The organism is Methylobacterium sp. UNC378MF (assembly GCF_900103195.1).
Lineage (GTDB): Bacteria > Pseudomonadota > Alphaproteobacteria > Rhizobiales > Beijerinckiaceae > Methylobacterium.
Map to the genome: position 1 here is coordinate 114,947 of NZ_FMWU01000004.1, position 25,082 is coordinate 140,028.

Annotated in this window: 19 protein-coding genes; 12 read left to right on the plus strand and 7 right to left on the minus strand. The window is 67.8% G+C overall.

Going from position 1 to position 25,082, the window contains the following annotated elements; all coding sequences use genetic code 11:
• The first annotated feature begins 18 nt into the window (after nucleotides 1-18).
• The 6 genes from BLT59_RS05645 (at nucleotide 19) to fghA (ending at nucleotide 7,930) form a co-directional block, all read left to right on the plus strand.
• Complete coding sequence (locus tag BLT59_RS05645) at nucleotides 19-402, plus strand: hypothetical protein (RefSeq protein ID WP_091777360.1); 384 nt, start codon at nucleotides 19-21, stop codon at nucleotides 400-402.
• Between the two features lie 89 nt (nucleotides 403-491).
• Complete coding sequence (locus BLT59_RS05650; protein WP_091777362.1) at nucleotides 492-1,136, plus strand: MBL fold metallo-hydrolase; 645 nt, start codon at nucleotides 492-494, stop codon at nucleotides 1,134-1,136.
• A 5-nt stretch (nucleotides 1,137-1,141) separates the two neighbouring features.
• The gene (locus tag BLT59_RS05655) at nucleotides 1,142-2,104 is read left to right on the plus strand and encodes an aldo/keto reductase (protein WP_091777364.1); all 963 of its coding nucleotides are present in this window, start codon (nucleotides 1,142-1,144) and stop codon (nucleotides 2,102-2,104) included.
• A gap of 179 nt (nucleotides 2,105-2,283) precedes the next feature.
• The gene (gyrB, locus tag BLT59_RS05660) at nucleotides 2,284-4,728 is read left to right on the plus strand and encodes a DNA topoisomerase (ATP-hydrolyzing) subunit B (RefSeq protein ID WP_091777366.1); all 2,445 of its coding nucleotides are present in this window, start codon (nucleotides 2,284-2,286) and stop codon (nucleotides 4,726-4,728) included.
• A 1,017-nt stretch (nucleotides 4,729-5,745) separates the two neighbouring features.
• A complete protein-coding gene (locus BLT59_RS05670; RefSeq protein WP_091777368.1) occupies nucleotides 5,746-6,882 on the plus strand; it encodes an S-(hydroxymethyl)glutathione dehydrogenase/class III alcohol dehydrogenase in 1,137 nt (378 codons plus the stop codon).
• 214 nt (nucleotides 6,883-7,096) lie between these two features.
• The gene (fghA, locus tag BLT59_RS05675; protein ID WP_091777370.1) at nucleotides 7,097-7,930 is read left to right on the plus strand and encodes an S-formylglutathione hydrolase; all 834 of its coding nucleotides are present in this window, start codon (nucleotides 7,097-7,099) and stop codon (nucleotides 7,928-7,930) included.
• Between the two features lie 361 nt (nucleotides 7,931-8,291).
• Here the strand turns inward: fghA and asd are convergent, their stop codons facing one another.
• Nucleotides 8,292-9,194, minus strand: coding sequence for an archaetidylserine decarboxylase (gene asd, locus BLT59_RS05680; protein WP_091777372.1), 903 nt, complete (start codon nucleotides 9,192-9,194; stop codon nucleotides 8,292-8,294).
• Nucleotides 9,195-9,226: 32 nt separating this feature from the next.
• Here asd and BLT59_RS05685 point away from each other — a divergent pair, with 32 nt between their 5' ends.
• A complete protein-coding gene (locus BLT59_RS05685; RefSeq protein WP_091777374.1) occupies nucleotides 9,227-10,918 on the plus strand; it encodes an aminotransferase class III-fold pyridoxal phosphate-dependent enzyme in 1,692 nt (563 codons plus the stop codon).
• Nucleotides 10,919-10,950: 32 nt separating this feature from the next.
• Here the strand turns inward: BLT59_RS05685 and BLT59_RS05690 are convergent, their stop codons facing one another.
• Together BLT59_RS05690 and BLT59_RS05695 are read right to left on the minus strand one after the other, a co-directional pair.
• Nucleotides 10,951-11,562, minus strand: coding sequence for a hypothetical protein (locus tag BLT59_RS05690; protein ID WP_091777376.1), 612 nt, complete (start codon nucleotides 11,560-11,562; stop codon nucleotides 10,951-10,953).
• A 50-nt stretch (nucleotides 11,563-11,612) separates the two neighbouring features.
• Nucleotides 11,613-12,299 carry a class I SAM-dependent methyltransferase gene (locus tag BLT59_RS05695; RefSeq protein ID WP_091777378.1) on the minus strand — a complete coding sequence of 229 codons (687 nt, stop codon included), beginning with the start codon at nucleotides 12,297-12,299 and terminating at the stop codon, nucleotides 11,613-11,615.
• A gap of 684 nt (nucleotides 12,300-12,983) precedes the next feature.
• Here BLT59_RS05695 and BLT59_RS05700 point away from each other — a divergent pair.
• From BLT59_RS05700 to mqo, 4 genes are all read left to right on the plus strand, one after another.
• Nucleotides 12,984-13,778 (plus strand): lytic murein transglycosylase, encoded by a 795-nt coding sequence (locus BLT59_RS05700; RefSeq protein ID WP_091777379.1) that lies wholly within the window; start codon nucleotides 12,984-12,986, stop codon nucleotides 13,776-13,778.
• A gap of 230 nt (nucleotides 13,779-14,008) precedes the next feature.
• Nucleotides 14,009-15,115: a tlde1 domain-containing protein gene (locus BLT59_RS05705; RefSeq protein WP_091777630.1), complete on the plus strand. Its 1,107-nt coding sequence runs from the start codon at nucleotides 14,009-14,011 to the stop codon at nucleotides 15,113-15,115.
• Between the two features lie 168 nt (nucleotides 15,116-15,283).
• Entirely contained in the window at nucleotides 15,284-15,808 is a 525-nt protein-coding gene (locus tag BLT59_RS05710; protein WP_244513866.1) for a lipocalin-like domain-containing protein, read from the plus strand.
• A 541-nt stretch (nucleotides 15,809-16,349) separates the two neighbouring features.
• Nucleotides 16,350-18,080 (plus strand): malate dehydrogenase (quinone), encoded by a 1,731-nt coding sequence (mqo, locus tag BLT59_RS05715; protein ID WP_091777381.1) that lies wholly within the window; start codon nucleotides 16,350-16,352, stop codon nucleotides 18,078-18,080.
• Between the two features lie 58 nt (nucleotides 18,081-18,138).
• Here the strand turns inward: mqo and BLT59_RS05720 are convergent, their stop codons facing one another.
• The 3 genes from BLT59_RS05720 to BLT59_RS05730 all read right to left on the minus strand — a co-directional run bounded on the left by BLT59_RS05720 (nucleotide 18,139) and on the right by BLT59_RS05730 (nucleotide 20,998).
• The gene (locus BLT59_RS05720) at nucleotides 18,139-18,873 is read right to left on the minus strand and encodes a DUF3750 domain-containing protein (RefSeq protein ID WP_091777383.1); all 735 of its coding nucleotides are present in this window, start codon (nucleotides 18,871-18,873) and stop codon (nucleotides 18,139-18,141) included.
• Between the two features lie 96 nt (nucleotides 18,874-18,969).
• Complete coding sequence (gene mdcB / locus BLT59_RS05725) at nucleotides 18,970-19,860, minus strand: triphosphoribosyl-dephospho-CoA synthase MdcB (protein ID WP_244513867.1); 891 nt, start codon at nucleotides 19,858-19,860, stop codon at nucleotides 18,970-18,972.
• A gap of 295 nt (nucleotides 19,861-20,155) precedes the next feature.
• Entirely contained in the window at nucleotides 20,156-20,998 is an 843-nt protein-coding gene (locus tag BLT59_RS05730) for a glycosyltransferase family 2 protein (RefSeq protein WP_091777385.1), read from the minus strand.
• An 80-nt stretch (nucleotides 20,999-21,078) separates the two neighbouring features.
• On the opposite strand from BLT59_RS05730, the gene BLT59_RS05735 reads away from it, so the two are divergent.
• The gene (locus BLT59_RS05735) at nucleotides 21,079-22,491 is read left to right on the plus strand and encodes a methyltransferase domain-containing protein (RefSeq protein WP_091777387.1); all 1,413 of its coding nucleotides are present in this window, start codon (nucleotides 21,079-21,081) and stop codon (nucleotides 22,489-22,491) included.
• Between the two features lie 87 nt (nucleotides 22,492-22,578).
• Here BLT59_RS05735 and BLT59_RS05740 read toward each other — a convergent pair whose 3' ends face one another.
• Nucleotides 22,579-24,561, minus strand: coding sequence for an acyl CoA:acetate/3-ketoacid CoA transferase (locus tag BLT59_RS05740; protein ID WP_091777389.1), 1,983 nt, complete (start codon nucleotides 24,559-24,561; stop codon nucleotides 22,579-22,581).
• Nucleotides 24,562-25,082: the final 521 nt, after the last annotated feature.

Genomic DNA, 25,082 nt, shown 5'->3' on the forward strand with positions numbered 1-25,082 from the left:
GCCCGAGCAAGGTGTAGCATGGCCCGGACGAAGCATTATCCCTCGGACGCGACGATCGCCGACATCCTGCCGGATCTCGCCGACGCTGAAGACTACCTGCGCCAGGTCCTGGTCACCATGCGGATGTGCCAGAAGCATTACGGCGACGCCTGGGTGCGGATCGGCGTGACCGGCCGGTCGCCGACGCCGTCCTACCGGATCGACCGGCCGGACGAGGCGGCACCGGGCGAAGCTGCCGTCGAGGCGGGCAGGACTCTGTTCGGAGCCTACGGCGGACGGTCCCACGACCGGTTCACGCAGGTCAACACCGCGGAGACCCGCTGGAGCGCGCGGGCGCTCGGCATGGCCGAAATGCTGGCGCTTCACGACGGCCTGCGCCGCCCCAGGGGCGACGCGGCCTGAGCGCGGCGCACAGGGTGCCGCCCACCGGCGTTCTGCGCTAAACTGCGGTCGAGGGCGTCCGGAGCGGCGCTGCCAACACGCGGGACGACATGCCAGGTACGCCACGCGCCGGGATCATCCCGGTCACGCCCTTCCAGCAGAATTGCACCCTGATCTGGGACGACGCCACCAAGGTCGGCGCCGTGGTCGATCCCGGCGGCGATCTCGACCGGATCGAGGCGGCGATCCGCGAGCAGGGCGTCACCGTGGAGAAGATCCTGCTGACCCATGGCCATGTCGACCACGCTGCCGGCGCCGACGAGCTGCGCGAGCGGCTCGGCGTGCCGATCGAGGGCCCGCATCAGGCCGACAAGTTCCTGCTCGATTCCCTGCCGGAGACGGCGGCGAATTACGGGCTCGGCGCGGCCCGTCCCGTCACGCCCGACCGCTGGCTCGACGAGGGCGATGCCGTGACGGTCGGCGGCCTCGGCTTCGACATCCTCCACTGTCCCGGGCACTCGCCCGGCAGCGTGGTGTTCGTGAGCCGGGACGCGCGCTTCGCGCTGGTCGGCGACGTGGTGTTCAAGGGCTCGGTCGGCCGCACTGACCTGCCTGGCGGCAACCACGAGCAGCTGATCCGGGCCATCAAGGACAAGGTGCTGCCGCTGGGCGACGACGTTTCCTTCATCCCGGGCCACGGACCGACCAGCACGCTCGGCGAGGAGCGGGTCTCGAATCCGTTCCTGCAGGACTGACGCCCATGGACAAGCGCCGCATCGGCCGCTCCGACCTCACGGTGGCCCCCTTCTGCCTCGGCGGCAACGTCTTCGGCTGGACTGCCGACGAGGCGACCTCCTTCGCGATCCTCGACCGGTTCGTGGAGAGCGGCTTCGACTTCATCGACACCGCCGACGTCTATTCGCGATGGGCCCCCGGTCACGTCGGTGGAGAATCGGAGACGGTGATCGGCCGGTGGCTTGCCGCCCGTCCCGGCGTGCGGGACCGGATCGTGCTGGCGACCAAGGTCGGCATGGATATGGGCGAGGCCGGCAAGGGGCTCTCGGCGGCCCATATCGAGCGGGCCTGCGAGGCGTCGCTGCGGCGGCTGCGCATCGACCGGATCGACCTCTATCAGTCCCATATCGACGATGCGGATGTGGCGCTGGAAGAGACGCTGCGGGCCCATGAGCGCCTGATCGCGGCCGGCAAGGTCCGCGCCGTCGGCGCCTCGAACTACAATGCCGCCCGGCTGAAGGAAGCGCTGGCGATCGCGGCCTCGGCGGGACTGCCGCGCTACGAGTGCCTCCAGCCGGATTACAGCCTCGCGCAGCGCGGCTACGAGGCCGAGCTGGAACCGCTCTGCCGCGCCGAGCAGATCGGCGTCATCGGCTACTTCTCGCTGGCGGCCGGCTTCCTCACCGGCAAGTACCGCACGCCTCAGGACGCGGCGGGGCGCGCCCGGGAGAACCGGGTCGCCAAGTACCTCAACCCGCGCGGCCTCGCTCTGCTCGACGTCCTCGATGCGGTCGCGCAGGCCCATGGCGCAAGCCCGGCCCAGGTGGCGCTCGCCTGGATCATCGCCCGCCCCGGCATCACCGCGCCCATCGCCAGCGCGACCTCGGTGGCACAGCTCGACGAACTCCTCGGCGCCGCCCGGCTGACCCTTTCGACCGAAGCCATCGACCGGCTCGATGCGGCGAGCGCAGGCGGGATCGAGGGCTAACGCGGCGTTAAGCGGGGGGCGTCACAAAAGCGACGGGACGGGTCCGCCGCGGGCCCGTAAAATCGTGCAATCTCAACGCGGAACCCCTATATCAGGCGGACCAAGCGAGAGTTCAGGCGCGGGCGCCCGACGGCGCATCTGCCACCGACGCGATCAGGCCCGCCTGCCCGAGGAAGTTCATGGCCGACACCCCCCAGACCGAGCCCGCCGATTACGGCGCGGAATCCATCCGCGTGCTGAAGGGCCTCGACGCCGTCCGCAAGCGGCCCGGCATGTATATCGGCGATACGGACGACGGCTCAGGCCTCCACCACATGGTGTACGAGGTCGTGGACAACGCCATCGACGAGGCGCTGGCCGGCCACGCCGATCTCGTCACCGTGACCCTCAACGCCGACGGGTCCTGCACCGTCTCGGATAACGGGCGCGGCATCCCGGTCGACATCCACAAGGAGGAGGGCGTCTCGGCGGCCGAGGTCATCATGACCCAGCTGCACGCCGGCGGTAAGTTCGACCAGAATTCGTACAAGGTCTCCGGCGGCCTGCACGGCGTCGGCGTCTCGGTGGTGAACGCCCTGTCGTCGTGGCTCCGCTTGCGCATCTGGCGCAACGACAAGGAGCACGCGATGGAATTCCGCCACGGCGATGCCGTGGCGCCCCTGGACGTCGTCGGGCCCGGCAACGGCCGGCGCGGCACGGAAGTCACCTTCCTGCCCTCGACCGACACCTTCACGATGATCGAGTTCGACTACGGGACGCTGGAGAAGCGCCTGCGCGAGCTGGCCTTCCTCAATTCCGGCGTGCGCATCGTCCTGACCGACGCCCGGCACGCCGAGAAAAAGCGTGAGGAGCTGTATTACGAAGGCGGCATCGAGGCCTTCGTCCGGTATCTCGACCGCTCCCGCAAGCCGATCGACGGCATGGCCAGCCCGGTGGTCGTCTGTTCCGAACGCGACGGAATCCGCGTCGAGGTCGCGTTCTGGTGGAACGACTCCTTCAACGAGACGGTCCTGCCCTTCACCAACAACATCCCGCAGCGGGATGGCGGCACGCACATGGCCGGCTTCCGCGCCGCGCTGACGCGCCAGATCACCGGCTATGCCGAGTCGAGTGGTGTCGCCAAGAGGGAGAAGGTCTCGCTGACCGGCGAGGATTGCCGCGAAGGGCTCACCGCGGTGATCTCCGTCCAGGTTCCGGACCCGAAATTCTCGTCCCAGACCAAGGACAAGCTCGTCTCGTCCGAGGTTCGCCCCGCCGTCGAGAACGTCCTCAACGAAGGCCTGTCGACCTGGCTCGAGGAGAATCCGAGCCAGGCCCGGTCGGTCATGGGCAAGGTGGTCCTCGCCGCCTCGGCGCGCGAGGCGGCCCGCAAGGCGCGCGAGACCGTGACCCGCAAGGGCGCCCTCGACATCGCCTCGCTGCCCGGCAAGCTCGCCGACTGCCAGGAACGCGACCCGACCAAGTGCGAGATCCTGCTGGTGGAGGGTGATTCCGCCGGCGGCTCGGCCAAGCAGGGCCGCGACCGGACCTTCCAGGCGGTGCTGCCGCTGCGCGGCAAGATCCTCAACGTCGAGCGCGTGCGGGCCGACCGGATGCTGTCCTCGGCCGAGATCGGGACGCTGATCACGGCCCTCGGCGCCGGGATCGGGCGCTCCTCGACGGACCGCGAGGGCTTCAACCCGGAGAAGCTGCGCTATCACCGCATCATCATCATGACCGACGCGGACGTGGACGGCTCGCACATCCGGACGCTGCTCCTGACCTTCTTCTTCCGGCAGATGCCGGAGCTGATCGAGCGCGGCCACCTCTACATCGCGCAGCCGCCGCTCTACAAAGCCGAGCGCAGCCGGAAGGCCATCTACCTGAAGGATGAGCGCGCCCTCGAGGATTACCTGATCGATCAGGGCACGGACGGGGCGATCCTGCGCCTGTCCACCGGTGCGGAATTCGCCGGGCCTCAGCTCAAGAGTCTGGTCGAGGAGGCCCGGACATTCCGGAACATCCTGCAGGGTCTGCACACCCGCTACGACCGCGCCGTGGTCGAGCAGGCGGTCCTGGCTGGCGCCTTCGATGCCGAAGCGGCGTCGCGAGCCGGTGAGGCCGAGGTGCTGGCCGACATGACCGCTCGCCGGCTCGACGCGATCGCCGACGAGATCGAGCGCGGCTGGCAGGGCGAATCCTTCGAGGGCGGCTACCGCCTCAGCCGGACGCTCCGCGGCGTCCGACAAGTGGCGACGCTCGATGCGGGGCTGATCGCCTCGCAGGAAGCCCGCCGTCTGTCCGAGCGGGCCGAAGCTTTCCGGGAGATCTACGGCGAGCCCGCCACCCTGATGCGCAAGTCCGACGAGACCGTGCTGCACGGGCCCGTGGCTCTGTTCGAGGCGGTGATGGCCTTCGGCCGGAAGGGCCTGCAACTCCAGCGCTACAAGGGCCTCGGCGAGATGACGGCTCAGCAGCTCTGGGAGACGACCCTCGATCGCGACGTGCGCTCGCTGCTGCAGGTGAAGGTCAAGGACGTGACCGACGCCGACGACCTGTTCGTGAAGCTGATGGGCGACGTCGTGGAGCCGCGGCGCGAATTCATCCAGGAGAACGCCCTGAGCGTCGCCAATCTGGACGTCTAAGGGCGAGCCGTGCAATTATTTGATGAAGATCGTCCTTAGGTCAGGATTTTCTGTCTCGGTTTACTGAGAAGCCTGGCGCTGGCGAGCGCGCGGCATACTGTCCACCGTCGCGGTCGCAGCTCGCACCGAGCCCTGCGGCCGCGACGTTCTCATGGCGTGCCGCATGAAGTTGACCCCGGCCCCGGAGCATCAACACGTTGCCGGCATGGTCGGAGCACACGCACACATCCGCGTCTCGCGTCCGGAGCAGATATGCGGCGACAGCCTCGGGAGGCAGCTGAAGACGTGCTTCCAGCGATGCGCTCGCCGTAGGGCAACCTCGACCGGGTCGATCCAATTCGCGGTCGCGGCCGAGACGACCGTCGCAAGGTGCCGGCCGCGCTCGATCCGCCGCCCCCTTTAAAGACTCAAGCGCAAGCGCCGGTCGGCCGACAAGCCGTTCGAGCGCGGCGATCCGCGCCTCATAGGCCTGGATCGTGTCGGCGGCCGCATCGTCATCGAGCGCGCCGGCCTCACGCGCCCGAGGTTGCGCGAGAGGTCGGCGCTTGGCCAAGCCGCAAAGCGTCTCGCCAGACAGGGACTCCTGCACGACCTGACGCTTGAATGCGATGCTGTGGGAACGAGGTCGGGCCATGGCCTTCATCCTCCGAAGACCCGGCGAACCGGTCAATCAGGCCCGGCCAATCCGTCCACCCGCAGGGGCCCGCTCCAAACGGACGCTCCATCCGGCCCCCCCATGACCGCTGTGAAGCTCACCCGACTGCCTATTGTGATGTGGCTGTTAGCACATTCCGGGCTGCGCGCGTTCCAGGCGGTGCGGATGCGACCCACTCCCCGGACCTGCCGAACGCTGGAGCCATGCGCTCAACACGGGGGCAGGACATTGCATCTTGACGTCAGAAGCAGCACACACGCGGCAGATTTTCGGACCGTTCGGTGCGCTGCCCTGGAGCGAGGTGCGCCGAAGAGCCGGCAGTTCGGCGCCGTTCGTGATCTCCCAGACAATAGGAAGACGTGATGAAGACGCGCGCCGCGGTCGCGTGGGAGGCTAAAAAGCCTCTTACGATCGAGACCATCGACATCGAGGGGCCCAAGGCCGGCGAGGTTCTGGTCGAGTTGATGGCCACCGGCATCTGCCACACCGATGCCTACACCCTCTCGGGTCTCGATTCTGAGGGCAAGTTCCCGGCGATCCTCGGCCATGAGGGCGCGGGCATAGTCCGCGAGGTCGGAGCCGGCGTCACCACGCTGAAGCCCGGCGACCATGTGATCCCGCTGTACACGCCGGAGTGTCGCAACTGTAAGTCGTGCCTCTCACAGCGCACCAACCTCTGCACGGCGATCCGAGCGACCCAGGGCCAGGGCGTGATGCCGGATGGTACGAGCCGCTTCTCCTGCGTTTCCACTGGCGGCAGCCCCGGCAGTTCGAGCACGGTGTTCCACTATATGGGCTGCTCGACCTTCTCGAACTTCACGGTCCTGCCGGCCATTGCGCTTGCTAAGATCCGCGAAGACGCCCCCTTCGATAAGATCTGCTATATCGGCTGTGGCGTGACCACCGGCATCGGCGCTGTAATTTACACGGCCAAGGTCTGGCCTGGTGCCAACGTGGTTGTGTTCGGTCTTGGTGGCATTGGTCTCAACGTCCTCCAGGCCGCCCGGATGGTCGGTGCCGACAAGATCATCGGCGTCGACATCAATCCGGAGAAGCAGGCTATGGCCCGCAAGTTCGGCATGACCGATTTCATCAATCCGAGCGAGGTTGGAACCGACAAGGTGGTTCAGGCCATCGTCGATCTCACCGGCGGGGGCGCCGACTTCTCCTTCGATTGTACCGGCAACGTCCACGTGATGCGCCAGGCCCTCGAGTGCTGCCATCGCGGCTGGGGCGAGTCGATCGTCATCGGCGTGGCCGAGGCCGGCCGCGAGATCTCGACCCGTCCGTTCCAGCTCGTCACCGGCCGCGTCTGGAAGGGCTCGGCTTTCGGTGGCGCGCGCGGTCGCACGGACGTGCCGAAGATCGTGGATTGGTACATGGAGGGCAAGATCAACATCGATGATCTGATCACCCACACCATGCCGCTCGAAGAGATCAATCACGGCTTCGACCTGATGCACGAGGGTAAATCGATCCGGTCCGTCGTCGTCTACTGAGAATGATGGACGCGGATCCTTTCCTCTGGGTCTGAGGATCCGTGTCCCATCAAATTGTGCCCCTCGCGGGGGACGCCGGCGGCCTGCCCTTCGCCCACGCGCGACACCGGCACGACGCGAGCGATCCAAACGTCGCCGGGCTCTGTCGAAGCCCGTCACATACCATCCAGCCCCGGAGCGGGGCTTTCGCCTCCCGAGCAGGAGAACAAAGCTCATGGACACCATCTCGAAGGCCCGCGCCCATGGCGGCACGCAGGGCGTCTACAAGCACGACGCGCAGACCACGGGATGCACGATGACGTTCGCGGTGTTCGTGCCGCCGCAAGCCGAGAACGGCCCGGTCCCGGTGCTGTGGTACCTATCGGGACTGACCTGCACGCACGCCAACGTCATGGACAAGGGCGAATACCGGGCCGCAGCCGCCGAGCATGGCGTCATCATCGTGGCCCCCGACACCAGCCCGCGCGGCCCCGGCATCCCGGACGAGGACGGCAATTGGCAGTTCGGCTCCGGCGCCGGCTTCTACCTGGACGCCACGCAGGCGCCCTATGACACGAATTACCGGATGTGGAGCTACGTCACGGAAGAGCTGCCTGCGCTCATCGCGAAGGAATTCCCCGCCGACATGACCCGCCAGGGCATCTTTGGGCATTCCATGGGCGGCCACGGGGCGCTCACCATCGCGCTGACCTACCCGGAGCGCTTCAAGTCCTGCTCCGCCTTCGCGCCGATCGTGCAGCCCTCCACGGCCGGCTGGTCGAAGCCGGCCTTCGAGAAGTATCTCGGTTCCGACCCGGTCGCCTGGCGCGCCCACGACGCCACCGCGCTGATCGAAGACGGCAAGCGTTTCCCCGAGTTCCTGGTGGATCAGGGCACTGCCGACAGCTTCCTTCAGGACGGCCTTCGTCCCTGGCTGCTGGAAGAGGCCTGCAAGAAGGCCGGCATCGCCCTGACCCTCAACATGCGCGAGGGCTACGACCATTCCTACTTCTTCATCTCGACCTTCATGGCCGACCATATCGCCTGGGCTGCCGCGCGCCTGAAGTGATATTGTCAGCCCCCTGAGCGGAGTCGGGGAGCAATGCCTCGCGACGTCGGGGGCACGATGCCGTCCAGGGCGCTTTCCGGTGGGCGGCGATCCGACCGCTTTCGGGACGCCCTGGCGACTTTCAGCATGCCCGAGACAGATCGGTGGGGGCTCGTCCGCTTGTCCGGCAAGCTCTCTTGCCCTGCGCCGTCTGCCCCTCGATCTGGCGCAGCTTCAGCACGACCTGCTCCGCGCTCGTCTTCTGACCTCGCCGCAGGTCCGACTTCTTAAATCCTTGGCTGATCCTCTCAAGCGGCCCGGTCCGAAGCCGGCCGGTCAGGTCACCCGGAACGGGCCGGCGGACCGGTAGGGCTTCGGCCGCTCAGGCCGAGGGCAGATCCGGCAGGCGCATCAGGGGCTCGCCGACGCGCAGGAGCGTCCCCACGGAGAGACCCGGCCAGAGTGTGAAGCCCGGCGGCGCCAGCACGACGATGGTGGAGCCGTGCTCGAACCAGCCCATCTCCGCGCCCTTCGCCATCCGCACCCCGCTCGGCAGGGTCCGCCCCCCGGTCGCGCGCAGGGCGAGCCCTTCGGGCAGGAAGCCGAGGCGCAACCCCGCTACGAGGATGGCCGCCACGGGCACCAGCGTCACCGCGTGCCCACCCTCCGCGAGGCACAGGCGCAGAATCGCGCGCTCGTTCCGGCAGAACAGCGCCTCGACCCGTTTCAGGGCGATCGGGTTCACGTTCCAGGTGTCGCCCCAGATGTGCCGGACCGACTCGACGCGCAGGTCGTGCGGGGCGTGGAAGCGATGGTACATCCCGGCCGTCAGACGCAGGGTGGCGTAGCAGCCTCCCTCATGGGCGCGCGCCACGGCCTCATCCCCGCCGAGCAGATCGACGAGCGGATAGGACAGGCCCTTGATCTGGAACAGGCGTCCGGCCTCGATGTGGCCATGCGCGCCGAGGATCGCGTCACTGGGACTCGTGAGCACGGCGGGATCGGCCGCGATCGGCCGGGCGCCGGGGCGCAGGGCCCGCACGAAGGCGGCGTGCAGGCTGGCAAAGCGCGTCTCCCGCGCGTCGCGGAGATCGACGTCACAGAACAGCCGCCAGGCCGCAATCGAGAGATCGCGCACCAAGGGCTGCTCGATTCGGCTGAACCAGCCCATGAAGCGGGTGGCGAGCCGGCGCGGCAGGCGGTTCGTCAGGAGGAAGTTCAGATCCTCCTGTGCGCCGATCCGCGCCAAGGCTTGCCGCAGCGGCGACCCAGAAACCGTCATCATGCCGTGAATTGCCTCCGATAGGGCGCGGGGCCATGTCCGCCCTCCTCGTCGCCCTGTCCGCCACCACCGCCGCAGCGGTCCTCGCCCTGCCGCGGGCCGCGCAGCGTCTGCAATTGTCCCGGGCGAAACATCCCTCGCTCACCGGCCATGCCCGGATGGCGAGGCGCGTCGCCGGGCTGATTCCGCACTACGCCTATTCCGAGCGCGCATTCTTCCGCTCCGATAAGCCGGACGCGGCGGTGGCGACCCGGCGCGAGAACGGCTTCGCCCGGCTCTCCGACCTGTTCCGGACGCGCTACCCGCGCAGCCGCGCCGAGACCGAAGCCGTGCGCGACGGTCTGTCGGATCTGCAGTTCACCGGCCTCTACCGGGTGCCGTTTCAGTACGCCCGCCACGTCCGCGCGCATCTCGGAACCGGCGCCTTCGCGGCCACGTCCCAGGGCGTGACCATCACGGATCTCGACGGCAACGTCCTCTACGATCTCGCCGGGTCCTACGGGGTGAACCTGTTCGGTGTCGATTTCTACCGCGGCTGCCTGGAGGAGGGCGCGGCGCGGGTCTCGGCGCTGGGCCCCGTGCTCGGGCCGCTGCACCCGGTCGTCACCGGCAATGTCGCGCGGCTGAAGGCAATCTCGGGCCTCGACGAGGTCTCGTTCCACATGTCCGGCACCGAGGCGGTGATGCAGGCAGTCCGGCTCGCCCGCTACCATACCGGCCGCCGCCGGATTGTGCGGTTCTGCGGCGCCTATCACGGCTGGTGGGGTGAGGTGCAGCCCGGCATCGGCAACCCTGTCCCGACCCGCGACACGCTCACCCTGGCCGAGATGTCCGAGCGGACGCTGCGGGTGCTCGCCTCCCGGCGGGACGTCGCCTGCGTTCTGGTCAACCCGCTTCAGGCCATGCACCCGAATGCCGGGGCGCCGGCCGATTCCGCGCTGGTCGACAGCGGCCGGCAGGCCTCCTTCGACCGCGCCGCCTACACGAAGTGGCTCCGCGATCTGCGGGCGGTGTGCAGCGCCCGGGGCATCGTGCTGATCCTCGACGAGGTCTTCCTGGGCTTCCGCCTCGCACGCGGCGGCGCGCAGGCGTATTTCGGCCTGCGCGCCGACATGGTCACCTACGGCAAGACACTCGGTGGCGGGCTGCCCGTCGGTGTCCTGTGCGGGCGCGCCGACCTGATGCGCCGCTACCGGGACGACCGTCCGGTCGACATCTGCTTCGCCCGCGGGACTTTCAACGCCCACCCCTACGTGATGGGCGCCATGAGCGCGTTCCTCGATCGGCTGGACACCCCTGCGGTCGCCGCCCTCTACGCCGATCTCGACGCGACCTGGGATGGACGCGCGCAGCGCCTCAACGCCGCTCTCGCGGAGGCTGACCTCCCGGTGCGCGTCGTCAACCTGTCGACGGTCTGGACGGTCCTGTATACGCGGCCGTCGCGTTACAACTGGATGCTGCAATTCTACCTGCGCGCGGAGGGGCTGGCCCTGTCATGGGTCGGGACCGGCCGGATGATCTTCAGCCTCGCCTACGACGATGCGGCCTTCGAGGCCGTCGCGACCCGCTTCGTGGCGGCGGCGCGGGCGATGCACGCGGATGGCTGGTGGGAGAGCGGTGCGCCGAGCGACAAGGCGATCCGCCGGTCGATCCTGCAGGAGGTCGCGGCGGTCCGCCTGGGCCGGCTCGGCAGGCTGCTGGGCCTGCGTGGTCCGGAACACGCCTGATCCGGCCAGCCGGCCCGGCGTGCGGGTCCGGCTCAGGCGCCGCGCTCGTGCGGCTCCTGCTCCTCGACCAGTTCACCGTGCAGCAGGGCAAGCGGCGCCTTGTGGTAGAGCTTGATGTCGTGGAACGGGTCCGTGAGGATCTTGGTGACCCAGACGAGTCCGGTCTGGACGTCGCGCTGGACGAAGAGCTGCACCATCCGGAACAGCAGGCCGGCCAGCGCCAGCCACAGCCAGATCCAGCCGACGTTGCGGATCAGGTCCGCGGTGCTCTGATGGGGCGAGATCAGGCCGAACAGGCTCGGATCGAAGTAGAGCGGCAGCGGCGACAGGGCCCAGATCGCCAGGAGGACGACCTTGCGCTGCAGGTTGTAGCCGACCTTGATCTCCTCCTTGTGCTCGTGCGTCGCGTCGTTGACGTGATCATAGCCCTTGGGCTCGAAAAACAGGTGTCCGGCCTGCCGGGATGTCATCGCCACGAGCCAGCCGATCAGCGCCGCCGTGGCCGGATCCTTGAACGCCAGCGTGTAAGCCACGAGGAAGCTGATTGCGCTCACCACGTGCAAGCTCTGGTTGATGCGGTTGTGATGGTAGTAGCGGTGATCGTCCCAGCGCTGCACGCGCAGCGCCTCCATAAAGCTCGCCATGATGTGCGTCCCCGATCGAAGGTTGTCGGCTGGTCGAAGGTGATCCGCCCTCAGGCCGCCCGCTTGCGCAGGCGGAGGAGGGAGAAGTGGCCGAGGGGCGGCAGCGCCCGGCGCTCGACGATCTCCACGGGTGCGCCGGCCGCCCAGGCGGCATAGCGCGCCCAGGCGAATTCGGTCCGCCAGCCGAGGCGGCTCGTCACGGGCGCCAGGGCGTGCTCCACCGCGCGCCGCGGGCCGGACTCGGCACCGATCCGCGTTGTGATCACGATCTCGCCGCCGGGGCGCAGCACCCGGGCAAACTCGTCCAGCGCCCTCTCGGGATTGGGGACCGCCGTGACGACGTACTGGGCCACCACCACATCGAAGGCGGCGTCGGCGAAGTCGAGCTGCTCGGCGTCCATCACGGCGAGGCGCTCGACGTTGCGCAGCCGCAGCCGCGCCACGCGCTGGCGCGCCTTCTCCAGCATGGGCGCCGAGATGTCGATGCCGACGATGCTGCGGGCGCGCCGATAGGCGGGCAGGGACAGGCCTGTGCCGACCCCGACTTCCAGGATCCGCCCCCCGATCTGTTCGGCCGCCGCCGCCGCCAGGGTCCGGCCCTGTGCGAAGACCGGCCCGAAGACCAGATCGTAGACCGGAGCCCAGCGGCCATAGGCCTTAGCGACGCCGTCACGGTCGAGATCGGGGCCGAGTGTTCCCGCGCGCGAGGAACCGGCGTCGTGCATTCCGAGGGCCATGGGCGTCCTGTCTCGTTGACGGCAAGATCAGCGCAGCGGCGGCTTGGTCATGCCGCCATCTGCAGGGTTCGGTCAGACGGTCCGGATCGGATTCACATCAGCGGCGTACGAGCCGGACACGCCTTGGCCCGCCGAAGGGCGCGCTCACATGCGCACCGCGCACCCGAAGACCGGTGGCAGCCACCGCGCGATGCTGCGCGCCGATCAGGAGGGGCGAACATGCGGGCTGCGGGGTCTTGGTGCATGCCACGTGGCCCCGACCAACAACGACCCCACGCCGCCTCTCCGCAGAAGTCTTTCCGCCGGCAAAGCTATGTCCAGCATTTGACAAGGTTGTGACAGGACCGAAAATGCTACGATGGTGTATTCAGTTTGTTGGCAAACTACAGATGACCGGCGTGAAAGATCCTTCTCAGGGGTCGGTTATTCGATCGAATCCATCATCGCGTCCCGTCCGACTCGCCTGCGGACGATGGCGGCGGCGCCCGCCGCTCGCGCGGCGTTCACGATGCTCGGAACGCGTCGCCGTCGCGGCCTCGTCGCGGAACTCCGGATGCGCGATGATTTGAGCGCAGGAGGCCTCAAGGTCGCTCCTTCGACATCTTCTTGCCCTGATATCGACGAGATGTGACCCGGTATCCCCAGCTGGACAGGGCGCGACGACGCGCCGAAGGAGTGTTTCGCGTGATCGACAATTTGCGGCGTCAGACTATCGCGGTCGCGGCCATCGCCGGGATCGCCCTCAGTGCCGGACAGGCGCACGCCGCACAGTGCGGCAACACTGCAGCCGGGTTCGAGGCGTGGAAGCGGCAATTCGCCGAGGAGGCGCGGGGGCGGGCCAGCGCGGCGAGCCTCGCGGCGCTCCAGAACACCACCTACTCGACAGCCACGATCTCGGCGGACCGTGGGCAGCACAGCTTCAAGCTGTCGCTGGAGCAGTTCCTCGCCAAGCGCGGCGGCCCGACGATCGTGTCGAAGGGCCGCGCGCTCAAGCGGCAGAACGCGGCCCTCTTCGACTCGATCGAGCAGCGCTACGGCGTTCCGCCGGGCCCGCTCCTGGCGATCTGGGGCATGGAGACCGGCTTCGGGGCCGTGCGCGGGAACGTCAACACGCTCTCGGCTGTGGCGACGCTCGCCTACGATTGCCGCCGGTCGGAATACTTCACCGACCAGCTCTACGCCGCCCTGACCCTCGTCGATCGCGGCCTGCTGACGCCGAGCACCCGCGGCGCAGCGCATGGCGAGGTCGGCCATACCCAGTTCCTGCCGAAGAACGTGCTCACCTACGGCACGGGTGACCTCAACAATGTCGGGGCGGCCCTGTCGTCCACCGCCAACTTCCTCAAGGCGCATGGCTGGCGGGCCGGTGCGGGCTACCAGCCCGGCGAGCCGAACTTCGCGGCGATCCAGGGCTGGAATGCGGCCCCGGTCTACGAGAAGGCGATCGCGCTGCTCGGGCGCCAGATCGACAACGACTGACTGCATGGTGGCCTGAAATAGGCCGCCTAAGCTTGTGAAGACTGGAGGCGATGCGCCCGAAAATGGTCTCGATCGATCCAAGATCGACCATCGCGTCGCCCCAGAAAAGCCGGCCCCGCCCCGCTGTCTCACGCTGAGCGGGGCCGGGCCGCCCGCCGCGATTCCTCCGCCTGACTCGGGGGGCGGCAGCCGGTGCGCCCCGTCTCGCCACGAGGAGCATGGGCAACCTGATGGCTGTCGATTCCGTGCCGCTGGACGGCCTTAAGACCCGCAACGCGCGCAACAACTGGCTGCCGCCTCTGACGGTTCTAACCGGCGTCGTGGCGATGGCCGCTCTGGGCGGCAGCATCCTGCACCGAGCCCCGATCACGGCGCCCGCCTTGGAGAGCGCCCGATCGGAAGCGCCGGCGCCCGCAGCGGACGCGTCGGGAAGAGCCGAAACCGCCACCGCGGAACCGGACGCCATCGCGGCGCCCGATCCGTCGCGCGAGGCCACCGGCGGCTCCCTGTCGCGCTGGGCCTGGAGCCAGATCGCGCTGCCCGCCCTGACGCCAGACCCCGCTCCCGAGGTTGGCTCCGAGCCGGGCCTGCCGGCCGCCGGGTCGCCGCTGAGCGCGATGGTGGTTCCGCTGCCGATCCCGCGCCCGCCCGAATTCCGCGCGCCCGCCGGCAGTGGCGTCGCCCGACGGTCCGAGCGGCGCATGGCGCGCCGGGAACTGCCGCCAGCGGCGCAGCCGCCGGTCCAGCCCGAGGAGCGCTCCTTCCTGGAGAAACTCTTCGGCATCGAGCGCGGTCCGGCTCTGGCCTACGCGGCGCTGGAGAGCAAGCCCGCCGACGTCGCGCCGCGGCAGCGCCTCTCGCCCCCGCTGAGCCTCTCGCGGGAGCCGAGCGCCACGGCTGGCATCGCCGTGTACAACATCGCCGCCAAGACCGTGACCCTTCCGAACGGCGAGCGCCTGGAGGCCCATTCCGGCCTGGGCGAGGGGCTGGACGATCCCCGCCTCGTCAACTTGCGGATGCGCGGGCCGACGCCGCCCGGCACCTACGACCTCACCGAGCGCGAGCGGTTGTTCCACGGTGTGCGGGCCATCCGCCTCACGCCGGTGGGCGGCACCGAGGCGGTCTACGGCCGCGTCGGATTGCTGGCGCATACCTACATGCTGGGCCCCCGCGGTGACTCGAACGGCTGCGTATCGTTCCGTGACTACGAGCGGTTCCTGCAGGCCTTCCTGCGCGGCGAAGTCCAACGGCTCGTGGTGGTCAGCGGCACGCAGGATCCGCTGCCGAGCCTCGCCGCCGGCAGTGGCACGACCCGGATGGCGCGCAACGGCGGCTGAGGCCGGATCGCCGGCAAGAGCGGCCGGCAGCGCGCTCAGCGTCTACCAGCTTTGCTCCCGCCGCGCTTGGAACGCGCCGCGACCGACCGCAGAACGCGGCGCGGCGCGATAATGCGCGCATCACGCGAGACCTGGGTGCAGACCATGCTTGCAAGACGATCGGCCGTCATGGCCCGCCGCGCCCTCGCTGCGCTCCCCCTCCTTCTGGCCGCCGATCAGACGATGGGCGCCTCGGCGCCGGATCATGGCGGAGCGGCCAGGGTCTACACGCGCTTGGAGGATCAGATCGTCGGAACCTGGGAACTCGTCTCGTACAAGGTCGAGGACAAGGAGACCGGCAAGCTCATCGACGCCATGGGCGGCACGCCCCGCGGACGGGTGATCTTCACCAAGGACGGCTGGGTCGCCTTCAACCTCGAGGGCAGCGAGCGCAAGCCTGCGACCACGGACGCGGAGCGGTCCGCTCTGATGAAGACCCTCGTCGCCTATATCGGCCGCTACCGGATCGAGGGAGACGAGTGGGTCACCAGCGTGCAGACGGCCTGGGCGCCCGAATGGGTCGGCACCGAGCAACGGCGCTCCATCCGGATCGACGGCGACTATGCCGACGTCACGACACCGTGGCGCAAGATGCCCAATTGGGATGACGGCCGCCTGTCGCGCAGCATCATCCGGTTCAGGCACCTTCCGTAGGACCAATTGCTCCCGCGGACACCGCTGGCGCCCTTGAGAACCCGTACAGGCGCAGGACGGCCACCGGAAAGTCTAGCGGCGCATCACGGCGGCAGCTCTCGGTCGTCGCCCGAACGGTCGTCCGAGTTGTCCGAGACGACGCGCGGGCGTGACAGGCAGACAGCAATTGCAACCTGCGCGGCGATTGTCCTTGCGAGCCTCGTCCTCTATGACGCCGCCATCAATCTGCTGAGCCAAGCCAGCCAGCGTCTTCCCTCTCCCTCGGCACGCGCGCCTTCGCGCGATCGCGATCTTGGACCGGAGTTCTGTGCTCCAACCGGATCGCGCGCCCGGAGCGGGGCAGACTCGCGCGTCTCAGCGATGCGCACAGGCGCATGACCGTCGTGCCGGGTCGAGCGAGACCGCAGGCGTATCGCGACGGGAACGGGGAAACGATCCGGAAGGCCGGATGAGCGGGATTCGCGCTCGTCGCATCAGAACGTCTTCCGTACGCGGGGCGGCCGATCGGGCCTGTCCGGTACGCAACCAGCAGGATCTGCCCATGTGTGGCGACGACGAGAAGCAACATCCGCGTGACCGCCGGGCCGCTGTGCCGCTGCCCCTGAATCGCCGGCAGCTCCTCGGCACGGCCGCGGCCGGTCTGGCGGCGGTGACGCTGCCGGGCTCGCTGGTGCAGGCCGATGCAGCCGACAGCAAGGTCGACGTGCTGCTGATCGGCGGCGGGATCATGAGCGCGACGCTCGGCGTCTGGCTCAATGCCTTGGAGCCGAACTGGTCGATCCAGATGGTCGAGCGACTGGATCAGGTCGCCCTCGAAAGCTCGAACGGCTGGAACAATGCCGGCACCGGCCACTCGGCCCTGGCGGAGCTCAACTACACCCCGGAGACCAGGGACGGTCAGATCGAGATCGCCAAGGCTGTCGAGATCAACGAGGCGTTCCAGGTGACCCGGCAGTTCCTGGCCCACCAAGTCAAGACCGGTGTGATGACGGATCCGCGTTCCTTCATCAACTACACGCCCCACATGAGCTTCGTCTGGGGCGACGACAACATTGCCTATCTGAAGAAGCGCTGGGAGGCTCTCAAGGCGAGCCCGCTCTTCGCCGGCATGGAATATTCGGAGGATCCGGAGCAGCTTCGCAAGTGGGTGCCTCTGATGATGGAGGGCCGCGATCCGAAGCAGAAGGTCGCCGCGACCTGGTCGCCGCTCGGCACCGACTGCGAATGGGGCGAAGTGACCCGCCAGTACGTCGCCTATCTGCAGAAGCAGCCGAGCTTCAAGCTCGGGCTCTCGTCCGAGGTCGAGAGCATCACCAAGAACGCCGACGGCTCGTGGCGGGTGATCTCCAAGAATGTGAAGGACGGCACCCGCCTGACGGTCGACGCCAAATTCGTCTTCATCGGCGCGGGTGGCGGCGCCCTGCACCTCCTGCAGAAATCCGGCATCCCCGAAGGTGACGATTACGCCGGCTTTCCGGTGGGCGGCTCGTTCCTGATCAACGACAACCCTGACGTCGCCACACTCCATCTCGCCAAGGCCTACGGCAAGGCGTCGGTGGGTTCGCCGCCGATGTCGGTGCCGCATCTCGACACTCGCGTGCTGGGCGGCAAGCGCGTGATCCTGTTCGGCCCTTTTGCAACCTTCTCCACCAAGTTCCTGAAGGAAGGCTCCTACCTCGACCTCCTCAGCTCGACGACCACCAGCAACATCTGGCCGATGATGAAGGTCGGCGTCGACGAGTTCCCGCTGGTCGAATACCTCGCCGGGCAGCTCATGCTGTCGGACGACGACCGGATCGCGGCTTTGCGCGCGTATTTTCCGAAGGCCAGGAAGGAGGAATGGCGCCTCTGGCAGGCGGGTCAGCGCGTGCAGATCATCAAGCGCGACCCGAACAAGGGCGGCGTACTGAAGCTCGGCACCGAGATCGTCAACGCCAAGGATGGCACCATCGCGGCCCTGCTCGGCGCCTCGCCCGGCGCGTCGACGGCGGCGCCGATCATGCTCCAGGTGCTGGAGAAAGTGTTCGCCCAGAAGGTCGCCACGCCGGAATGGCAGGCCAAGATCCGGGAGATGGTCCCGAGCTACGGCAGCAAGCTCAACGACGATCCCGAGCGCGTCGCGCGGGAATGGGCCGACACCAGCGCCCAGCTCCAGCTGCCGACGCCGCCGCAGATCGACCGAGCCGTACTGAAGCCGGTTCCGACCGGCAGCAGCGTGCTCAACAGCAGCGCTACCCCGGTTAAGGAGCCGGTCCACGACCTCGCGCCGTAGGTCGCGCCGGCGGCCGGTCGTCGCGGACCTTCGCGGCGGCCGGTCTTCCGGGCGCCACTCAGATTCCCAGCCGACCCAGAGCCGGCAGCTTGATCCCGGGCCGTCGCAGATCGATCCCCGCGACGCCGCCGAACAGGTTCAGTTCAAGTCCCTCGACCCAGCCGAGCGTCAGCCCGACATAGCCGCCGAGGTTGATGCGGATGCCCGTCTGGGAGGGCGTCAGTCCGACCCAACGTCCATCATAGGGAAAATCCTTGCCGATCGCGGTCGCCGGCAGGCTGGCGCGGATTTCCGGCACCGCCGCCATGACGGCGGCCACGAAGGTGTTCGAGTTCGGGCCGGGCCAGACGACGTAGTCTCCGGGCCGGTTGTAACGGTACTCCGCCACGGCCTGCCGGATCCGCGGCAGCATCGCTTCGGCCTCCGGTCCGTCCGCGGCGAACACGACCATCGGCAGGTTTCCGAACCAGAACCCGTCGGGCACGAACCGGTCTACCCAGATCGGCTGCCCCCATGCGGTGTAGTCGAACCGGCTGTAGGCGCGTGCGCCGTGCTCCTTGATGACGATCCAGCTGTGGGTCGCGACGATGCCCCGCCAGCTGACGGTTCGTGCCGATAAGATGCGCAGCACGGCTTCGGGATGCGCGTCAGCCGGCGGCAGCAGGCCGGCGCTGGACCGGTCAGCCATGCGCCAATCGCCGCGTGCCCGCGTCGCATAGAGCAGGGCGGAAATCGCCACCGGGACGAGGAAGAGCACGGCGAGCGCGAGAAGGGCGATCCTGACGAGGGTCACGGGCGGTCCGGCGGGGAGAGCGGGGGAGCTGTCGGGATGTAAGCATCGACCGCGCCAGGAAAACTGCGGCCGAAGCGACCCGGGGCTGCCCACGGGTCAGGGCAACGACCCCAATGCGTCCAGCAGCAGCGTTGCGGCGAGGAGATCGGCACAGCCACCCGGACTGAGGCGCGCGGCCACGAAGGCGCGGTGGACCGCGGCCGCACGATCCCGCCAAGCCGGAGCCGCGACCCCACCGGCATCGAGGAATGTCGCGGCGGCCGCGCGTGCCGCCAGGAGGCCGTCAGCCCCGCCGCGGTGGAGGAGGTTCGTGTCGTCGACCACCGCCAGGAGGGCGAAGAAAGATTGCACGCGCGCTGCATCAGGGTCGTGCGCCGCGCAGGATCGACCGAAGCGCAAGGCGGGAAGGCCGACGGCGCGGACAGTCGGGAAGCCCGCCGCAGCCTCGGCGCTGGCGCCGCCGACACCGAAGCGGCGGGCCGCCCGGCCACCGTGGGTCACGGTCGAGACAGGCGCCCGGGCGATCGCGGCCCCCCAGAGATGTCCGACCGCCTCGGCACGGGCTTCGGCACTGGCGCCTCCTGCACCCCGTATCCCGGCGGCCGCACAGATCAGGCCCAGCGAGAAGATGGCGCCGCGATGCGCGTTGATACCGCCGGTCGCCCGCATCATCGCGGTCTCGGCACGGAGGCCGATGGCGCGCAGTTCCGCCATCTCCGGATTGCGGGCGCCCGCCGCGACCAGGTCGGCAAAGAACGGCCGGATTGCCGCCGCGCTCCGCCGGAGCGTGTCCGCATCCATATCGTCGTGGCTGCCGGAATCGACCAAGCTGACGAGGCCGGGCTTCGGCCAGGTCTCCAGTTCCGCGATGAGTGCCGCGTGCGCGAGATCCGCGACGAAGACGGCCCAGCGCAAGCCGGCGAGGCCGCGATCGGCGACCGATGCGGTGAGGCGGGGATCGTCGCGCAGGGTCGGGTCTCCACACACGGTACGCCGGCGCGGCGGCGGCGTCGGGCGGACCGACCTATACCGGAAGGCAGCGCCTGGGCATCAGGAGCGGACCGGGTGAATTCGACCTTTCGGCGGATGCGCGCTGTGTCGGCTGAAGAGATGAAGGCCGGCGTCCGAAGCCTGACGCCGGCGGAGCTGCGATGGGAAGCCGTCCCACCTGCGATCTGGACGGCGCGCTCCGGTGCTCTCCCTGCAATGACCATCACGGATCGCGACGCTCGATTTGTCCGAGCCACGACGAAACGGACCTGTCCCGTACTGACGCTGAGCCCTAAAACGATCCAACGAAACGATCGGGCAGTTGCCACAGATCCGGGGCCTGGATGGCGCTCTTGCGCTCGATGGCGTCGGCGAAGATCCGCTTCGTGGTTTCGAAGACCGCTTCACCCCGGCGCATCTGCACGGGACGTCGCGCGATCCGGCCGATATCCGCCTTCACGAAGGCCAGGAACTCCGTCGGATCGATGGCATGATGCGAGTTCGGGATGCCGATCGGCGCGGCTGCATTGCGCTTCTGCTGGCGTCTGAAAAGGACGTCGTGGTCCAGATACGCCAAATGAAACAGGAACAGGTCACGGAATTCCGGGCGATGATCCCGGATCAGGCAATGAAAGCCGACATGCCAGTCGACGCGTTCCGATACGATGGTGGCCTTGCACAAGGTCGAGATCGGGCGGATGAACCGTCTCTGACTGGAAATGGGTGCCGTGACATCGATGGGCGCCTCGTCCGCGACGTGCACGACATCGGACCCGAACAGATCGAGGATCGGCGGCAGCGCTCGCGCGGCGATATAGTCCGAGAGGTTCGGCGCCACCTCGGGGTCCGGAACGATCAGCTCGTCGGCATCCGCATAGAGAACATATTTGAAGCCGATGAAGAGGGATGCGCAGAAATCCCTGACTGTATGGGCGCGCTCCCATTCGTTCAGGGGCAAACGAGGCAGCCGGATGACGTTAGCGCGAAGTCCAGTTGTCGAGCCGTCATCGGAGCCGTGGTCAAGAATATAGCAGTTTTCCGCACCGACCTGTTGCTCATAATGCTTCAGCCAAAGTGGCAACATGGTCGCTTCATTGTATGCCATGGTGACAGCGGCAAGCGGCTTCTTCTGCAACGAATTTCCTTCCCACCAACGCCGTATTCACGGCGCTTCTACAGCGCATTCGCGAAGCGTCTGTTCGGAGCTTAGATGCAATGGATCGTGCGCAGCAACTCCTAAGGTCACTGACCAGAGAGGCCCGTATCGTCGAGGTTGGCCCGAGCTTCAGTCCGCTCGCGCCGAAGCGCGATGGCTGGAACACGTTCGTCATCGATCACGCGCCACGCGCGGAGCTCATCAAGAAGTATCACGATCAGACCGTCGACCGGATCGAGGAGGTCGATTTCGTGTGGACGGGCGGCTCGATCGCAGATGCGGTACCGGTCGATCAGCACGGAACGTTCGATGCCTTCATCGCCAGCCATGTGATCGAGCACACGACCGACATCGTGACCTTCCTGCGCGCCGCCGAGATCCTGCTCCGCCCCGAGGGGGTCGTGATTCTGGCCGTGCCCGACAAGCGCAAATGCTTCGATTTCTACCGGTCCCTCACCGGGACGGCCGACGCCGTTGCGGCCTTCCTTGAGAAGCGGGACCGCCACACGGTGCGTACCCATATCGATTACGCCCTGAACATGGCGCTCAAGGAGAACGGGACGGTCGGCGCCTGGTCGGGCCGGGACACCCGGCCGGCCACCCCTGCCAATCCTCTGACCGACGAGGCGCAGTGGCTCAGCGCCGTGCAGATGCCATACTACACCGATGCGCATGCCTGGGTGTTCGTGCCGTCGAGCTTCAACCTGATGGTCCTGGAGCTGTCGCAGCTCGGCTATATCGATCTGCGCGTCGAGGACTCCCTCGAGATGGACGCCACGGAATTCTTCGTGTGGCTCCGCAAAGGGTGCCAGCGTCTGACGCCGGACGCACTCCGCGATGAGCGGACCGCACTGATGCAGCGTGTCATCGTCGAACTGGCGGAACAGGTGCAGCAACTGCCGGAGACTCGTTTCGCCCAGTCGGCCTCGGCGGGAGCCCTGCGGGACCAACTCCTCAAGGCAACCTATCGGACCGACGCCCTCCGCACGGTCCTCGTCGCGCTCCGAGCCAGCATCGGACGCTTCGGGCTGGATCGGGACAAGTTTAAGCGCCTCATCGGCACAGCCAGCCAGAAGGTCCCGGCCAATCTCTCGGCGGCAGTGCAGCACAAGATCCTGTTGACCGAGGCGACCAGGATTCTCGACGGCGTGACGGATTCCGCCGCAGAGGCGGATGATCGCGACCCGGCCGTCGTCGACGGTGCCGTCCTGGTCGCGCCTCTGGCTGCGACCCAGTTCGGGGATCCGCTGCTCGCCGCCGAACTCGAACGTGAGCGCCAGCGCGCCCGGGCCGTCCGCATGGTCCTGGACGCCGTCCTCGGAAGCCTGCGCGGCCGCGCCCTCGACAAGAAGCGGTTTCGCGATCTCGTCACGCGGGCGGCCGCGCAAACACCGAATGACGGCCCCGAAGCCGTGCGGCACGCGGTGCTGTCCGAGGAGTCGCGCAGAGTTCTCGGTCTGCCGGTCAGCTGAGACGGATCACCGCGACCGGCATCAACCGCGCGGCAGGGACGTCCGCGCTCAAGGCCGCCCCAGCGCGGGCCTCGAACCGACCGCCCCTCAGGCCGCCGACGCGACCGCCGGCGAGATCCGCTTGCGGGCCTTCTTGTCCTCGGTGCTGCTGACGAAGGCCTGCGCCTCCTCTTTGCGCTCGAAGACGTGCGGCGCGACCCCGCGCTTGTTCAGGGCCTCCTCCATCTTCAGGCGCAGGAACGCGCTCGTCGCGTATCGGGTCGTGGTGGCATAGTAGTTCGCCTGCAGGTACTGGACCATGCCGGCATAATCATCGACGAGATTCTCGTTGAGCCGGAAACCGTCGTGGTTGATCACGGCGTTGACCCGCTGACCGGCCTTCCGGCAGGCCTCCACGATGGTCATGCGCAACTCGTCCATGTCGCCCTTCACGCGGCAATACCAGCCTTCCAGGTTGACGAATAGGATGTTGCGCTCGCCATCGTAGCTGACGCGGGATTTGAGATCGAGGTTGAGCAGATCCGAGATCAGCTCCATCGGCTCGTCACGGAAGATGCGCGGGTCCATCGGCACCGGATTGCGCACCACGGGCGCGAAATCCATGTGGGCAAGGATGTCGCGCTCGATATCGATCCCCGGCGCGACCTCGATCAGCTCCAGGCCGTCCGGCGTCAGCTGGAAGACGCAGCGCTCGGTGACGTAGAGGACAGGCTGGGAGCGCTCGACGGCGTAAGGCCCCGAGAAGGTGTTCTGCTGCACCTGGGTGACGAACTTGCGGGATTTCCCCTCGCTCACGACACGCACCTGGCCGTCGTTCACCGCGATCTCGAGACCGCCCGCCGTGAAGGTGCCGGCGAACACGACCGTCCGGGCATTCTGCGAGATGTTGATGAAGCCGCCGCAGCCGTTCAGCTTGCCGCCGAACTTCGACGTATTCACGTTGCCGGCCGCGTCGCACTCGGCCATGCCCAGGCAGGTCATGTCGAGGCCGCCGCCGTCGTAGAAGTCGAACATCTGGTTCTGGTCGATGATGCAGTCAGCGTTGGTCGCGGCGCCGAAGCTTGAACCCGAGGCCAGCACGCCGCCGACCGCCCCCGCTTCGGTGGTAAGGGTGATGTAGGGGGTGATCTTTTCCTCGTTGGCGACCGACGAGATGCCCTCCGGGGCACCGACGCCGAGATTGACCACACCGTTCGGCGGCAACTCGAATGCGGCGCGGCGCGCGATGATCTTGCGCTCGTTGAGCGGCATGCGCTTGATGCCGGTCACCGGGACCCGGATCTCGCCCGCGAGGGCGGCGTCGTGCATCACGCCGTAATTCATGCGGTGCATCTCGGGCTCGGCGACCACCACGCAGTCGACGAGAATGCCGGGCACGCGCACGTCCTTCGGCAGCAGGTAGCCGTCATCGACGATGCGCTCGACCTGCGCGATGACGATGCCGCCATTGTTGCGCGCCGCCATGGCCTGCGCGAGACAATCCAGGGTCAACGCCTCTTTCTCGTAGGAGAGATTGCCTGAGGGATCGGCCGAGGTCGCACGGATGAAGGCCACATCGATCTTGGTCGCCGTGTAGAACAGCCATTCCTCGCCGTCGACCTCGACGAGCTTGACAATGTCCTCGGTGGTGAGCTCGTTGACCTTGGCGCCACCATGGCGCGGATCGACGTAAGTCTTCAGGCCGACCTTTGAGAACAGGCCCGGCTGGCCCGCGGCGCAGGCCCGGTAGAGCTGCGAGATCACGCCCTGTGGCAGGTTGTAGCCGCGGATCAGGTTGTCCTGTGCGGCCTTGGCGACCTTCGGCATGCGGCCGAAATTGGCCGCGATGACCCGCGAGAGCAGGCCGTCATGGTGAAGGCGGCCGGTACCGAGCCCTTTGCTGTCGCCGGCGCCCGCCGTCATGATCAGGGTGAGGCCGCGCGGCGATCCGGTGTCGACGAAACGCTTCTCGAGGGCGGCATGAAGGGCCTCCGGGATGCAGCTCTGGACGAATCCCGTAGTCGTCACGACGTCGTTCTCGCGGATCAGCGCGATCGCCTCTTCCGCCGAGATGACCTTGTTCTTCCTCATGGAGCCCGTGATCCTCCCCGGCATTCGCAAGAGCGACCGGACGTGATGCCCGTCGTCCCCGGCTTTGCCATGCGTTGCCCCCGTGGTGCCGGCACATGTCGGCCCCGGGCGTCGACTGAATCTTGAATACGATCTTTATTGCACCGCATCAATATTTGCGGCACTGCATGATCCCGCGCGCCGGCTGCGCGACAGTACTCCAGGAATGCAGATCAGCGCTGCTGAAAAACTCTTCGATCCCTGCTCAGAAAAATTGCGCGGCGTCCCGGGCCGCCCTGGGCATGTGCTCCGCCGCACGGGGTTTGCGCGATCCGCGTGTGCCGGCTCACCGCGGCACGACCGGATCCGGTGTCTGTCTGTCACGGGACGACAGGGAGGCGATCATGAACCGAGATCCGAGAGCCTGGGGCGCTCAGGCCGATGGCACGGCGCGACCGGGTGAGTCGAACCGGAATCCCGATTCCAGGGCGCGCGACGCCGTGGTCGCCGCCTGGCGGCGCGCGCTTCGCAGGATGCGGGAG